Origin of the sequence: Streptomyces sp. HUAS 31, from assembly GCF_028198125.1 — a bacterium.
GTDB lineage: Bacteria > Actinomycetota > Actinomycetes > Streptomycetales > Streptomycetaceae > Streptomyces > Streptomyces chartreusis.
The window spans coordinates 9483008-9496429 of sequence record NZ_CP116353.1; the positions used below are offsets into that span (position 1 = coordinate 9483008).

General features: G+C 69.0%; 11 protein-coding genes and 1 pseudogene. 3 read left to right on the plus strand and 9 right to left on the minus strand.

What is annotated here, in order from left to right; all coding sequences use genetic code 11:
* Window positions 1-28: 28 nt before the first annotated feature.
* Both metX and PGH47_RS41185 read right to left on the minus strand, forming a co-directional pair.
* Window positions 29-1177, minus strand: a pseudogene (metX, locus tag PGH47_RS41180) (homoserine O-acetyltransferase MetX); the annotation flags it as partial.
* Window positions 1174-2535: a bifunctional o-acetylhomoserine/o-acetylserine sulfhydrylase gene (locus PGH47_RS41185; protein WP_271667744.1), complete on the minus strand. Its 1362-nt coding sequence runs from the start codon at window positions 2533-2535 to the stop codon at window positions 1174-1176. The pseudogene metX and the gene PGH47_RS41185, both read right to left, overlap by 4 nt.
* A 433-nt stretch (window positions 2536-2968) precedes the next feature.
* Here PGH47_RS41185 and PGH47_RS41190 point away from each other — a divergent pair, with 433 nt between their 5' ends.
* On the plus strand, window positions 2969-3787 hold the full coding sequence (locus PGH47_RS41190) for an alpha/beta fold hydrolase (RefSeq protein ID WP_271667745.1): 819 nt from the start codon (window positions 2969-2971) through the stop codon (window positions 3785-3787).
* 162 nt (window positions 3788-3949) lie between these two features.
* Here the strand turns inward: PGH47_RS41190 and PGH47_RS41195 are convergent, their stop codons facing one another.
* The 5 genes from PGH47_RS41195 to PGH47_RS41215 form a co-directional block, all read right to left on the minus strand.
* Entirely contained in the window at window positions 3950-4735 is a 786-nt protein-coding gene (locus tag PGH47_RS41195; protein WP_271667746.1) for a hypothetical protein, read from the minus strand.
* Window positions 4736-4830: 95 nt separating this feature from the next.
* Complete coding sequence (locus PGH47_RS41200; protein WP_271667747.1) at window positions 4831-5574, minus strand: vWA domain-containing protein; 744 nt, start codon at window positions 5572-5574, stop codon at window positions 4831-4833.
* 185 nt (window positions 5575-5759) lie between these two features.
* Complete coding sequence (locus tag PGH47_RS41205) at window positions 5760-6407, minus strand: tetratricopeptide repeat protein (RefSeq protein ID WP_271667748.1); 648 nt, start codon at window positions 6405-6407, stop codon at window positions 5760-5762.
* A 149-nt stretch (window positions 6408-6556) separates the two neighbouring features.
* On the minus strand, window positions 6557-7120 hold the full coding sequence (locus PGH47_RS41210; protein ID WP_271667749.1) for a hypothetical protein: 564 nt from the start codon (window positions 7118-7120) through the stop codon (window positions 6557-6559).
* A 34-nt stretch (window positions 7121-7154) separates the two neighbouring features.
* A complete protein-coding gene (locus PGH47_RS41215) occupies window positions 7155-7601 on the minus strand; it encodes a hypothetical protein (RefSeq protein ID WP_333938193.1) in 447 nt (148 codons plus the stop codon).
* A 473-nt stretch (window positions 7602-8074) separates the two neighbouring features.
* Between PGH47_RS41215 and PGH47_RS41220 the strand changes: the two genes are divergently transcribed.
* The gene (locus PGH47_RS41220; RefSeq protein ID WP_271667751.1) at window positions 8075-10345 is read left to right on the plus strand and encodes a M4 family metallopeptidase; all 2271 of its coding nucleotides are present in this window, start codon (window positions 8075-8077) and stop codon (window positions 10343-10345) included.
* A gap of 73 nt (window positions 10346-10418) precedes the next feature.
* On the opposite strand, the gene PGH47_RS41225 is transcribed toward PGH47_RS41220, so the two are convergent.
* Complete coding sequence (locus PGH47_RS41225) at window positions 10419-11138, minus strand: SDR family NAD(P)-dependent oxidoreductase (RefSeq protein ID WP_333938194.1); 720 nt, start codon at window positions 11136-11138, stop codon at window positions 10419-10421.
* A 31-nt stretch (window positions 11139-11169) separates the two neighbouring features.
* On the minus strand, window positions 11170-12063 hold the full coding sequence (locus PGH47_RS41230; protein ID WP_271667753.1) for a helix-turn-helix transcriptional regulator: 894 nt from the start codon (window positions 12061-12063) through the stop codon (window positions 11170-11172).
* 256 nt (window positions 12064-12319) lie between these two features.
* Between PGH47_RS41230 and PGH47_RS41235 the strand changes: the two genes are divergently transcribed.
* Complete coding sequence (locus PGH47_RS41235; RefSeq protein WP_271667754.1) at window positions 12320-13336, plus strand: zinc-dependent alcohol dehydrogenase family protein; 1017 nt, start codon at window positions 12320-12322, stop codon at window positions 13334-13336.
* Window positions 13337-13422 lie beyond the last annotated feature (86 nt).

The following is a 13422-nucleotide window of genomic DNA, read 5'->3' on the forward strand; positions in this document are numbered from 1 at the left end:
GCGGTGACTTCGGCGGCGGCAGCGCTGGACCGGCCCGAACGAGTTCGCGTACGAGCGCGCCGACCTGCTCCGTCTCGATGAGGAACCCGTCGTGGCCGTACGGCGATTCGATCACCCGCAGGTTGTCAGCAGAGGCGATGCCGGCCGCCAACTCCGCCTGCTGAGAGGGCGGGTAGAGGCGATCGGAATCGACCGCGGCCACGAGCGTCCTGGCGCGCACCCGGTTCAGCGCCGCATGCACGCCTCCACGCCCACGGCCGATGTCGTGGCTGTTCATGGCCTCGGACAGCACGACATAACTGCCGGCGTCGAAGCGCCGTACGAGCTTGTCCGAGTGATGGTCGAGGTAGGAGCCGACCCGGTACCGCCCACCGTGCCAGGGATCCCCGGCGCCCTGGGGCAAGCGGCCGAAGCGGGCCTGGAGTTCGGGCTCACTGCGATACGTCACGTGTGCGACCCTCCGGGCCTGGCCGAGACCGGCATGGGGCCCCGCGCCGGTGTGGTGGTAGTGCCCGCCGTGCCAGTGCGGATCGGCGCGGATGGCGTGCAGCTGGATGTCGGCCCAGGCGATCTGCTCGGCACTCGCCGCGGCGGTCGTGGCGAGCAACAGAAGCGCGTCCGCCCGCTCCGGGTACGACACCGCCCACTCCAATGCCCGCATCCCACCCATCGACCCGCCCACCACGAGGGCCCAGCGCTCGATGCCCAGCGCATCGGCCAGACCGACCTCGGCCGCGACCTGGTCACGCTGTGTCAGAAACGGGAAGTCGCCGCCCCAGGGCCTCCCGGACGGGCCGGACGAGGACGGGCCGGTACTGCCCTGACAGCCGCCGAGCACGTTCGGCGCGACGACGAGGAAGCGGTCCGTGTCCAGCGCGCGTCCGGGACCGATGAGCCCGTCCCACCAGCCGGGCGTGGGGTGACCGGGCTCGGCGACGCCCGCCGCATGGCTGTCACCGGTGAGGGCGTGCAGCACCAGCACCGCGTTGCGCCGGTCCGACGCGAGGCGCCCCCACGTCTCGAACGCCAGCCGGGCACCACCGAGTTCACCGCCGGCCTCCAATGCCAACGGATGCTCGCGGACGTACCACTGGCGTCGCCCGGGCGGGTCCCCCTCCCGCCAGGCCCCGGAGGCCGGCGGGAGGGGGACCTGAGACGGCGTCAGTACGGTGTTCAGGACGCGCCCTTCGCCGCCCGGAACCCGGCCTCCAGGTCCGCCTTGAGGTCGGCGAGGCTCTCGATGCCGACGGACAGACGCACCAGGCCCGGGGAGGTGCCGGTGGCCGCGAGCTGCTCGGCGTCCAGCTGGCTGTGGGTGGTGGACGCCGGATGGATGATGAGGCTGCGTACATCACCGATGTTGGCGAGATGGCTGAACAGCTCGACGGCGTCCACGAACCGCTTGCCCGCTTCGACGCCGTCCCGCAGCTCGAACGCCAGCACCGCACCGGCCCCGCGCGACAGGTACTTCTGTCCCGCCTCGTACCAGCGGCTGGACTCCAGCCCCGGGTAGTGGACGGCGGCGACCTCGTCGCGCTGCTCCAGCCACTCGGCCAGGGCCTGGGCGTTCGCGGAGTGCCGTTCGATGCGCAGACTGAGCGTCTCCACGCCCTGGAGGAGCAGGAACGCCGAGTGCGGGGAAAGGGCGGGGCCGAGGTCGCGCAGCAGCTGGACCCGAAGCTTGATCGCGAAGGCGCCCGGGCCGAGCGCGGGCCAGTACCGGAGGCCGTGGTAGCTCGGGTCGGGCTCGGTGAAGTCAGGGAAGCGCTCGGTGTGGGCACCGAAGTCGAAGGTGCCGCCGTCGACGACGACACCCGCGATGGCGGTGCCGTGCCCGCCCAGGAACTTGGTCGCCGAGTGCACGACGATGTCCGCGCCGTGCTCAATGGGCCGTAGGAGGTAGGGAGTCGGGACCGTGTTGTCCACGATCAGCGGCACCCCGGCCTCATGGGCGACATCCGCGACGGCCCGTACGTCCAGCACGTTGCCGCGGGGATTGCCCAGCGTCTCCGCGAACAGTGCCTTGGTGTTCGGCCGGATCGCCGACTGCCACGCCTCGAAGTCGTCGGGGTCGTCGACGAAGGACACCTCGATGCCGAGCTTCGGCAGCGTGTGCCGGAACAGGTTGTACGTGCCGCCGTACAGCGACGCACTGGAGACGATGTGGTCCCCGGAACTCGCCAGCGTCAGGATCGCCAGCGTCTCCGCGGCCTGCCCGGAGGACAGTGCCACCGCCGCCACACCACCCTCCAGCGCGGCGATTCGCTGCTCGAAGACGTCCTGGGTGGGGTTGTGGATCCGGGTGTAGATGTTCCCGGGCTCGGCCAGCGAGAACAGGTCGGCCGCGTGTTGCGTGTCCCGGAACACGAACGACGTCGTCTGGTAGATCGGCGTCGCCCGGGCACCGCTCGTCGGATCCGGCGCGGCACCGGCGTGGACCTGCTTGGTCTCGAAGGACCACGCCGAGGTGTCGGGCCCGGCGGGCTCGTCCTCGGGGGTGTGGCCTGCGGTGACGGAGTCGATGGGCTGGCTCATGGTTCTCCCTGGGTGCGGGTACGGCGATGCCTGGATGCGGAACGGGAGGGGGGAGGAAAGCCGCAGGCGCCGCCGACTCACAGTCCACGCCCGAATCCGGGGGCAGGGGACAGCGATCAGCAGTCAGCGCGATGCGGTGGAAATGGCCGGTCGAACGCCGGAGGGCGGAGTCAGCTCACGGCGGAACAAGCCGTGGTGGTGACACGCACGTAGTCAACGTGGCGGCGGGTCACGAGCACGGTCATGGATTCAGGTAACCACACGGGGCACCGGGCGCACCATCAACGGAATGCTTCGGTGCTGTGAACACAGCCCCTCGGAAGCCGTGCCGCTGGTGTTCGTGCGCTTGATCAGCCATGTCGGGGAGAGGTGCGGCGCGGCGGTGGCCGATCGGTGGCCGGTGAGAGCGACCATGGCGCGGGAGGTGTGTTCCATGGGCGAGTATGTCGAAGCCGGCGGTACCAGGATCTGGACGGAGAGTCGGGGGCATGGTCCCGATGTCCTGCTGGTCGCGGGCCTGGGCGATCCCGTGGAGGCGTGGGAGGCGCAGTTTGACGGGCTGTCGGACCAGTACCGGGTCATCGCCTTCGACAACCGAGGGGCTGGGCGGACTGCGTTGCCGGACGGACCCTTGTCCGTCGCCTCGATGGCCGACGACGCTGCGGATGTGCTCCGGGCGCTGGGAATCGACAGGGCGCATGTCGCCGGCTTCTCGGGCGGCAGCGCGATCGCGCAGGAGCTGGCGCTCCGTCACCCTGCGTCCGTACGCAGTCTCGTCCTGACCAGTACGTGGGCGCGGAGCGACGCCTATTTGGCCGCCATGGGCCGATCCTGGCACTGGCTGGTCACCGCGGCGCCCGACGAGCGTGCCGCGCTGGAGGCGTTCTTCCTGTGGATCTACACGCAGCGCGCGCACGTCGACGGCACGGTGCAGCGCTTCATCGACGAGACGCTCGCCTCCCCGCACCCGCAATCCGCGGAGGCCTTCCAACGCCAGCTGGACTCGTTCATTCGGCACGACACGCTGGATCGGCTGCCTGCCATCACCGCGCCGACCCTCGTCCTGGCCGGTGAACAGGACATCATCACACCGCCACGGCTCGGACGGGTCGTGGCCGATCTCATCCCCGGCGCCCGCTTCGAGGTCATCGAGGGGGAGGCCCACCAGCCCTTCCAGGAGTCACCGGAAGACTTCAACGCACGGGTTCGCGCATTCTGGCGCGAGGTCGAGGGCCAGACACCGCCGGTCTGACCCCGGCGGAGCCGCAGGGTAGGCCCGGACAGCGCGGGCGGTGGCTGAACGTACCGGAGTTTGAAGAAGGCTGGCACAGCGAACTGGACCTGCTGGGGTCCGACACCCGGGTCACGTCGGAGTGCGACGTGACCCGGACGCAGAACTCCGTTCGACCTGTTGCTACTTCAGGGTTACGGCGTCTCCGGTCGACACGACCCGTGCGGTCGTCGTCGTGCCGGGGAAGTACCAGCGCCAGCTTCCCGCCGCGGTCGTGGTGACCTTGGTGCTCAGCTGTCCGGTGTCGCCCGTTTTCACGGTCTTGACCGTGCTGTAGCCGGCCGCGCCGGCCTTCTTGAACTGAAGCTTCACGTCCTGCCTGGCGTAGCCGTGGTACTTGAGGTCCTCCCAGTTGGCCCGGGAGAGCTTGCCGGTGACCGTGAGCGTGGCACCCTTGGCCACGGGCTCCGGAGCGGCGTCAGTCGTGAGCTTGGAAGCGCGCTTCATCTTGAACTCGGCGATGTGGTCCGAGATCCAGTAGTCCCCGTCCTTGGCCTTGACGGTGGCGTTGACCTGCCAGACGCCCGCGGTGCTGTTCACGTCCCCGGGCACGCTGTCCGGGAGCCACCCCGGTGCGATCGTCATCGAGGCGGTGCACACCGACGTGGTGGAACTCTTCTTCTCGCAACGGGTGTCCACCCAGTCGCTGAAGCCCCAGCCGTTCGTCTTGTTGAACACGCTGACGTCCGACAGGCCCTTCACACCGGAGTTGTCCCGGATCGTGATGGCGATCGGATAGGTGACGCGCGCCGAGGTGCCGATGATGACGTTGTTCCCGCCATTGACGACCGTCTTGGTGACGCGGATGTCCCCTCTGCCCTCCGCATGGGCCCCCGTCGCGGACAGCAGTGTCAACACCGCCGCCCCACTCGCCAGGATCCAGGCCGCTCTGGCCGTTCTACCTCGCATTATCCCTCCCCTGTGATGAGGGAAGGGAGATTACACAGCCGGGCGTACTGGGTTCGCGCAAGGGTTCGTAAGTCCATCGAGGGTCGCGGGCGTTGCTACACCAGACCTGCGCCGCGCGCGGCGGCGAGCCATTCCGGGAACTCCCCGAGCAGCCGGTCGAAGAGGAGGTCGTCGCTGACGGCCCGTGGTGTGCGCCCGGCGTGGAAGAAGCCGGCGTTGTCGACGACGCGGCGCTCGGGTACGGCGAGGGTGTCGAGCCTGCGCAGGAACGCGAATTCGTTGTCGGCGGGATCGCCGAAGCCGATGAACTGCCAGAACAAAGGCAGGCGGGCGGCCTTGCACAGATAGCGCTCGGCGGCGGGCCTGCTGGTGGGCCCTCCGTCCGTCTGGAAGATCACCAGCGCGGGCGCCTCGCTCGCGGAGTCGAGGTAGTGGTCGATGACCTCGTCCATCGCCCAGTGGTAGTTCGTGCGCCCCATGTGCCCGAGGTTCTCGTGCAGTTTGTTGATGCGGCCCCGGTGTCCGCCGAGGTTGAGGTCGGTGGTGCCGTCGACGTCGGTGGAGAAGAAGACCACAGGGACGGTGCCGTCGTCGTCGAGGTGGGCGGACAGCGTCAATACCTGCTCCGCGAGGTGCTGCATCGTGCCGTTCGCGTAGTAGGGCCGCATGGAGCCAGAACGGTCCAGTACGAGGTACACCGCGGCCCGCACCCCTTCCAGCCCGTGATTGCGGATGCTGGTCCCCGCCGTCTTGTAGAGGCTGACCAGGTCGGGGGCTCGCTCCTGCACCTTGGACAGGCTGATGGCGGAGGCGCGGTCCCTGCGGCTCGTCTCGATCACCTCTCCAGAGTGGCCTCAAAGAGCCGAGAGAGTCCCCCCTTCGCCCGAATTCGCTCCATTCGGGCGGCATTTGAATGTGGCCCGTGGTCCCGCATACGGCGAACTCGACGTCCGCGACCAGGAGGCCACCTTGCTGGTGGCAAGCCTCATCGAATGGCTGAGGACCAGTGCTCCCCGGCCGGCGCCTAGGTTCGCATGAGTGTCCGGGCCTGCTCGATCCACCCCGACACGGCCTTGGCGCCGCAGTTCTCGGCGACCGACTGCGCCTCGTCGAGGTGCCGCAACGCCGTCGACGGGTCGCCGGTTTCGGCCGCGAGGTAGGCCAGTGCCACCAGGCCCGCTGCTTCTCCGGGCCTGAAGCCGATCTCCCGGCGCAGCGTCACCGATTCGGTCAATCGCTCGCGGGCCCGATCGAAGTGGCCCGCATCCTTGTCCCCGAAGCCAAGATGCCGAATGGCATAGGACATCGTCATCCGGTCGTCCACGGATTTCGCCAGAGCGTACGACCGCTCGAAGTACGGTTCGCCGGTGACTCCGTCACCCTTGACCACCTGGTGCCAGCAGCCGATCCAGAACAACGCGTCCGCCTCACCCGACGCGTCCCCCAATCGCTTGTACAACTCGGCCGCGCGCTCGAACAGAACCAGTTCCTGGCTGTTCTCCTCGCGGTCGTTCAGGAAACGGACATGCAGTACCTTGCCCCGGGACATGGAAAGCGGCGCCTCGACCGCGTCCAGCACGGCATCGGACTGGTCCAGCGCGGAGGCGTCCCCGCCGAACATTGCCGCTTCGAACAACTCTCCCGCGCGTGCGACCCAGTCGTGCCCTTGCATAGTCCTGCGCCTCCCCTTCGGACGATGGCAGCGCCGAGGCTATCTCCACGCTCCCTCCGCAGGAGCAGAATTTCTTGAACGGCTACTCCACTTTCCGGAAGGGGGCGACCGTCCTGAGACGCTGAGTCGGCGCGACTGAGACAGTCCGCTCAATGCTGCTTCTCGACGTCCTTCACCGACGTCGGCCCCAACTGCCTCGCGCTGGCGTACTCCGGCATCGTCATCGGCTTGTCGAACAGGAAGAACGACTGGTTCGTGCCGACGGTGAACTCCATGTACGCACCCGTCGTGGCGTCGAACCCGTAGTAGGCGTTGCAGGTGGAACCCGATGTGTACGTGCCGTCCATGCCGGGCTGCGCGAGGACCGCGACGCCGTTGTTGGTGGACTCCACCTTCTCCGTGGGAGTGAGCATCTTGCAGCGCGGCACCGGCAGGCCCTTCATGATGAAGTACCCGTACTCGCCATTGGCGTTCTGGATGTAGACGTACGAGAGTTTGCCCCGCTTCCCCCACGTCTTGATCCACTGGTTGATCGCTTCGCGGGTCGGCGAGTACTCCATGCGGCCCGCCGGCTGCTGGGCCACCAGGTGGTCGTAGTTCTCCTGCTTGGCCTGGTTCTCCTTGTCCTGGCTGGAGTCGGTGCAGGACGCGAGGGCCAGGCCCACGACGAGCGCGACGACGGTGGCCAGGGCCATGCGTGCGAACTTCTTCATGCGGTGCTGCCCTCTTCCCGGGGTGAGATGGGGATCAGTTGGTGCACGTCGTGCGCTCGGCATCGGTATCCAGCCGATACGGCAGATCCTTGTCACGGAAGGGCGCGCGGTGCTCCTGGCGCGCCTTCGAGTTGTACTCGTTGACCGACTCGATCCGCGTGGCCTTCAGCGCGGTGATCGACTGGTCGATCTGTGTCTTTCGAGTCTCCGTGGCGCTCTTCCGCTCCTCCTGGAGCGCCTGGATCGTCCCCTCGGCGTTCTGCGCGGCCTCGCACAGATCGAAGAACTGCTCGTAGGTCGTCTGACGGAACTCGCCCGACCCGACCGTGTTCTCGCGCTTCTCCGCCTCACCACGGAACGGGGCCGTGATCCACCCCGCACCGCCGAAGGCGAACGCCCCGATCACGTACAACACCGCCAGGCCGATGACCCCGACGACGGCCCAAGCCCCTAACCGTGCCCCCTCGCCTACTTGCCCCATGGCCATCCCCCTTCACAGGTGGCTCCGCGGACTGGAACCACCTTCCGAGTTGGAGGACACGAGCGCCCGGTGAAACGGTTCCGCGTCGGAACGAGCGCGTCGGGGAGTGGGCGAGGCTCAAGTGCCGTGCAGGGAGGACCAGTTCGGACTCACGGATCAGTGCCGGCGACGGCCCACTCGCCCTGTCCGGCTGAGGCCGAAAATCTCCGCCGTCCGTGCCAATTTGCCTGACTTGCATGGTCAATTTGAGCCGTCGCCTTGGCATTCCCATGACAACCAGCTGCACTCGGTGCCACTCTTCTGCGGAAGTTCACCGTTCCTTGACGTGTTCACCACATGGTGAGCCACGTTCCCTCCACCCCCCACCTCCTTCCACCCGCATGCCGTGCAGCGCTACGGACCGGCGTACCCCGCCGCTCCATCTCGTCCACGGTCCCCACCACGGGCCGACCGCCGTACTGAAGGAGAATCCGTTGTCCCTGCCACACCGCACGCTCATCCGGCGCAGACGCGCCTCCGCCGTCGCCCTCACCGCGGTCGGGGCGCTGCTGGCCCTGGCCGCCCCCAATCTCGCCACCGCGGCTCCGGCCGACCCGGGCGGCCCCGCGAAGATCACCGCCACACCTCGGGCCGGCGCAGACCAGACGTCCCTGACGCCCGCCCGCCGTACCGCCCTGATCAAGACCGCCCAGTCCAAGGCGGCCGGCACGGCGGAGCGGATCGGCCTCGGCGGCAAGGAGAAGCTGGTCGTCAAGGACGTCATCAAGGACGCCGACGGCACCACGCACACCCGCTACGAGCGCACCTACTCCGGGTTGCCCGTCCTCGGCGGCGACCTCGTCGTCCACGACAAGAGCGGCCGTACGACCGTCACCAAGGCGAACAAGGCCGACCTCGCGCCGGCCACCCTCAGCCCGAAGATCACGGCTGCCGGGGCCGCCGACAAGGCACTCGATGTGTCGAAGAAGGCCGAGGTCAAGGGTTCCGAGACGGAGCGGGCGCCGCGGCTCGTGGTGTGGGCCGGTTCCGGCAAGCCAGTACTGGCCTGGGAGACCGTCGTCGAGGGCACGCAGGAGGACGGCACGCCCAGCGAGCTCCAGGTCGTCACCGACGCCGCGACCGGCAAGCAGCTCCTGGCCGCCGAGAAGGTGCACACCGGCTCCGGCACGGGCCAGTACGCCGGCGAGGTCCCGCTCGGCACCACCCTGTCCGGATCGACGTACCAGCTCGTCGACCCCGACCGCGCCGGGCAGAAGACGTACGACCTCAACCAGGGCACCTCGGGCACCGGGACCCTGTTCACGGACGACAACGATGTCTGGGGCGACGGCCTGCCGTCCAACCGTCAGACCGCCGGCGTCGACGTCGCCTTCGGCGCTGCGGCCACCTGGGACTACTACAAGGAGACCCACGGCCGTAACGGCATCCGCAACGACGGTGTCGCCGCCTACAGCCGCGCCCACTACGGCAGCAACTACGTCAACGCCTTCTGGCAGGACTCCTGCTTCTGCATGACGTACGGCGACGGCTCGGGCAACACCCACCCGCTGACCGCGCTCGACGTGGCCGCGCACGAGATGAGCCACGGCGTCACCGCCGCCACCGCGGGCCTGGTGTACTCCGGTGAGTCCGGCGGGCTCAACGAGGCCACCTCCGACATCTTCGCCGCCGCCGTCGAGTTCTACGAGGACCTGCCCGCCGACCCCGCGGACTACCTCGTCGGCGAGAAGATCGACATCAACGGCAACGGCACCCCGCTGCGCTACATGGACAAGCCCTCCAAGGACGGTGCTTCCAGGGACAACTGGAGCTCCACCCTGGGCAGCATCGACGTCCACTACTCCTCGGGCCCCGCGAACCACTTCTTCTACCTGCTCTCCGAGGGCAGCGGCGCCAAGACCGTCAACGGAGTGTCCTACGACAGCCCGACGTACGACGGTCAGTCCGTCACCGGCATCGGCATCCAGAACGCCGCCGCGATCTGGTACCGCGCGCTGACGACGTACATGACCTCCACGACCAACTACGCGGGTGCCCGCACCGCCACCCTGTCGGCGGCCGCGGACCTGTTCGGCGCCTACAGCCCGACCTACCTCGCCGTCGCCGACTCCTGGGCCGCGATCAACGTCGGCAACCGCATCGCTCTCGGCGTCAACCTCGCCCCGGTCGCCGACCAGATCAGCGGCGTCAACCAGGAGGTCAGCCTCCAGCTCGACGCCTACACCACCAACACCGGAGCCTCCCTCACCTACGAGGCCACCGGACTGCCCGAAGGCCTGAGCATCAGCCAGAGCGGCCTGATCAGCGGCACCCCGACCACCCTGGGCACCAGCGACGTCACCATCAAGGTGACCGACAGCACCGGGGCGACCGTCTCGGACACCTTCAGCTGGCAGATCGCCTACGTCTACGCCAACTCCACCCGGGTGGACATCCCCGACAACGGGGCCGCCGTCGAGTCCCCGGTGACCATCACCGGCCGCGACGGCAACGCCTCGGCGACCACCTCGGTGTACGTCAACATCGTCCACACCTACCGCGGTGACCTGACCGTCGACCTCGTCGGCCCGAACGGCACCGCCTACTCCCTCCTCAACCGCAGCGGCGGCTCCGCCGACAACGTCGACCAGACCTTCACGATCGACGCCTCCGCACAGCCCCTCAACGGCACGTGGAAGCTGCGCGTGCAGGACCGGGCGAACATCGACGTGGGCTACATCGCCCGCTGGACGCTGACGCCCTGACCCTCTGACACATCGGCAGCACAGCGCCGTCGCTCGGGTCCTCAGGGACTCGTGCGGCGGCGTGGCCGTGAAGCTACCGCGGGGTGAAGGGGACGCCCGTCTCTTCGCCCAGTGTGTGCAGGAGGCGGTCCTGGAAGTCCTTGTCGTACACGGCGGCGTGTGGCTGTTGACGCTGTTGGTGGTACCAGTAGCCGCCGCTGCTCAATGCCCGCACGGCATCGCTCGTGGCGAGCCATGTCTGTGTCCGGTGACCGAGTTCCAGATCGTCCGGCGCGCCGGGGCCGCCCATCCTGGTGGGCACCCAGCCGGGGTCCACGGCGTTGCTCACCGTTCCGGGTCGCAGGCGCGCCACCGCGGCCGCGAGCGTCGTGACGAACAGCTTGCTGTCGGCGTACGAGCCGGGCATGTGTCCCCGCCAGTCGGTGCCGTCGAGGAGGGGCCGCCCCTGGTAGTGCGAGCCGCTGCTCAGGTAGACCAGTCGGCGCGGTCCGTGCAGCAGGGACGTGAGCAGGTACGGGGCGATGATGTTGACCGGCATGACCGCGGGCCCGCTCCACACCCCCGCGTTGTGGATCACGGCGTCCAGGGGTGCCGCATCGCCCAGTTCGGTGGCGATGCGCCGCACCGAGTCACGGTCCGTGAAATCGCCCAGGACGATGTCGGCCCCGCGGTCGACCAGCTCCCGGACCGCGGCCGCGCGCTCCTCGTTGCGGGCGTGCACCACGACGTCATGGCTGGCGGACAGCAGTTCGTCCGCCGCGGCCCGCCCAAGCCCGTCCGCAGAGCCTGTCACCAGGATCCGACTCACGATCACACCGCTCTCTTCAGCTCGTCGCGGATCGCTGCGCCGGCGTCGGGACCTCATGCGTTGCCGCCCAGGACGCGAGCAGGCGCAGGCCCTCTTCGGACGCCGAGCCGGGCTCGGCGGCGTAGATGGTCAGGGTCAGGCCGGGCTCGGCCGCCAGCTCCAGGCCCTCGAAGGCGAGGGTGATCTCCCCGACGATCTCGTGGTGGAAGCGCTTCGTTCCCGTTCCGTGGTGGCGGACGTTGTGGGCGCCCCACCTGGTGCGGAACTCCTCGCTGCGGGTGGACAGTTCACCGACCAGGTCATGGAGGTCCTTGTCGTACGGGTTGCGGCCCGCTTCGGTACGCAGGATGGCGACGGCCACGTCGGCGAACCGGTCCCAGTCGGGGTAGAAGCGCCGGGAGGCGGGGTCGAGGAACTGGAACCGAGCGAGATTCGCCTGGTTGCCGGGGGTCGCGCAGATGTCGCGGTAGAAGGCGCGGGCGAGCTGGTTCGTCGCGAGGATGTCCAAGCGGCCGTTGCGCACGAAGGCCGGTCCCGCGGTGATGGCGTCCAGAGTCCACTGCAGGCTGCGATGGGCCTTCCACTGGCCCCTGGCGCGCCGCAGCCTCGGGCGGGTGAGGGCGTCGGAGCCGTCGGCCGCCTGCGCCAGATTCAGCAGATGGGCGCGTTCGGCGTCATCCAGCTGCAGCACCCGGGCAACGGCCTCCAGGACGGCGGGGGAGACACCGGCGAGATTGCCGCGTTCGAGTTTGGCGTAGTACTCGACGCTCATGTCGGCCAGGGCCGCGACCTCGCTGCGTCGCAGGCCCGGTACACGGCGGCGCGAGCCCGCGGGAAGCCCGGCCCGCTCGGGGCTGATCCTGGCGCGACGCGAGGTCAGGAACTCGCGGACCTCATCACGGTTGTCCATACCTCGACGGTACGGCCCGCAGGCGGGCGGAGCGATGTACTGCCGGTACACCTCTCACCGGTGACTCGCTGACCACGCGGCATGGCGGTTTCCTGGATGACGTGGCGCTCGGCGTCCGCTCCGGAGGGCGGACAGGGCGCTCGGGCGGGTACCGCGGCGCGCCTCGCGTCGCAGACACCGAGTCCGCTATGCCATTCGGTGGCTGCCGGCACGACGATCCGTGCACCGGCCGCCACAGTACGTAAGGAACCCTTTCATGCGCGGAGCAGTGATCCACGCCCCAGGCGACGTGCGCTTCGAGACCGTGGATGACACGAAGATCCTCAAGCCGACCGACGCGGTCATCCGGACGGCCGTGACCTGCGTGTGCGGCTCGGACCTGTGGCCGTACCGCGGCGCGGAGCCGATCGAGCACGCCCACCCCATGGGGCACGAGTACGTCGGCTTCGTGGAGGAGGTCGGATCCGAGGTCACCGCGGTCCGGCCGGGCCAGTTCGTCGTCGGATCCTTCGCGACCTCCGACAACACCTGCGCGAACTGCCGCAACGGCTTCCAGTCCAGCTGTCTGAACCGTGAGTTCATGAGTACCTGCCAGGCCGAGTACGTGCGCATCCCGAACGCCCAGGGCACGCTCGTCGCCACCGACGAGGTTCCGGACGAGCAGTTCTGGCCCGGGCTGCTGGCGGTCTCCGACGTGATGGGCACCGGCTGGTGGGCCGCGGACGCCGCCGAGGTCAAGCCCGGCTCCACCGCCGTCGTCGTCGGCGACGGCGCGGTCGGCCTGTGCGCGGTGCTCGCGGCCAAGGAACTGGGCGCGGAGCGGATCATCGCCATGTCGCGCCACGAGTCCCGGCAGAACCTCGCCCTGGAGTTCGGCGCCACCGACATCGTCACCGAGCGCGGCGACGAGGGCGTCGCCCGGATCAAGGACCTCACCGGCGGCATCGGCGCCGACAGCGTCCTGGAGTGCGTCGGCACCGCGCAGGCCATGCGGCAGGCACTGCACTCGGCGAGGCCCGGCGGAAACGTCGGCTTCGTGGGCGTGCCGCACGAGGTCGCAGTCGACGGACAGGAGCTCTTCTTCTCCCACGTCGGGCTGCGCGGCGGCCCCGCACCGGTGCGCCGCTACCTGCCCGACTTGATCGGCCGCGTCCTGACCGGAGGCATCGACCCCGGCAAGGTCTTCGACCTGACCCTGCCCCTGGACCAAGTGGCCGAGGGCTACAAGGCCATGGACGAGCGCCGGGCGATCAAGGCTCTCCTCAAGCCGTGACCTCCAGCAGCTCAGCCCGGTGCTCGAAGCCGCAACGACCAGCCCACGGGCTTCGGCCATGCGGTTGTCTCGCTCCCTGTGCGGGT

Bases quoted from the DNA above. Each gene is read 5' to 3' on its own strand.
- PGH47_RS41235 (WP_271667754.1), top strand. From the start codon at position 12,320: ATGCGCGGAGCAGTGATCCACGCCCCAGGCGACGTGCGCTTCGAGACC.
- PGH47_RS41190 (WP_271667745.1), top strand. From the start codon at position 2,969: ATGGGCGAGTATGTCGAAGCCGGCGGTACCAGGATCTGGACGGAGAGT.
- PGH47_RS41205 (WP_271667748.1), bottom strand. From the start codon at position 6,407: ATGCAAGGGCACGACTGGGTCGCACGCGCGGGAGAGTTGTTCGAAGCG.
- PGH47_RS41195 (WP_271667746.1), bottom strand. From the start codon at position 4,735: ATGCGAGGTAGAACGGCCAGAGCGGCCTGGATCCTGGCGAGTGGGGCG.
- PGH47_RS41230 (WP_271667753.1), bottom strand. From the start codon at position 12,063: ATGGACAACCGTGATGAGGTCCGCGAGTTCCTGACCTCGCGTCGCGCC.
- PGH47_RS41185 (WP_271667744.1), bottom strand. From the start codon at position 2,535: ATGAGCCAGCCCATCGACTCCGTCACCGCAGGCCACACCCCCGAGGAC.
- PGH47_RS41210 (WP_271667749.1), bottom strand. From the start codon at position 7,120: ATGAAGAAGTTCGCACGCATGGCCCTGGCCACCGTCGTCGCGCTCGTC.
- PGH47_RS41215 (WP_333938193.1), bottom strand. From the start codon at position 7,601: ATGGGGCAAGTAGGCGAGGGGGCACGGTTAGGGGCTTGGGCCGTCGTC.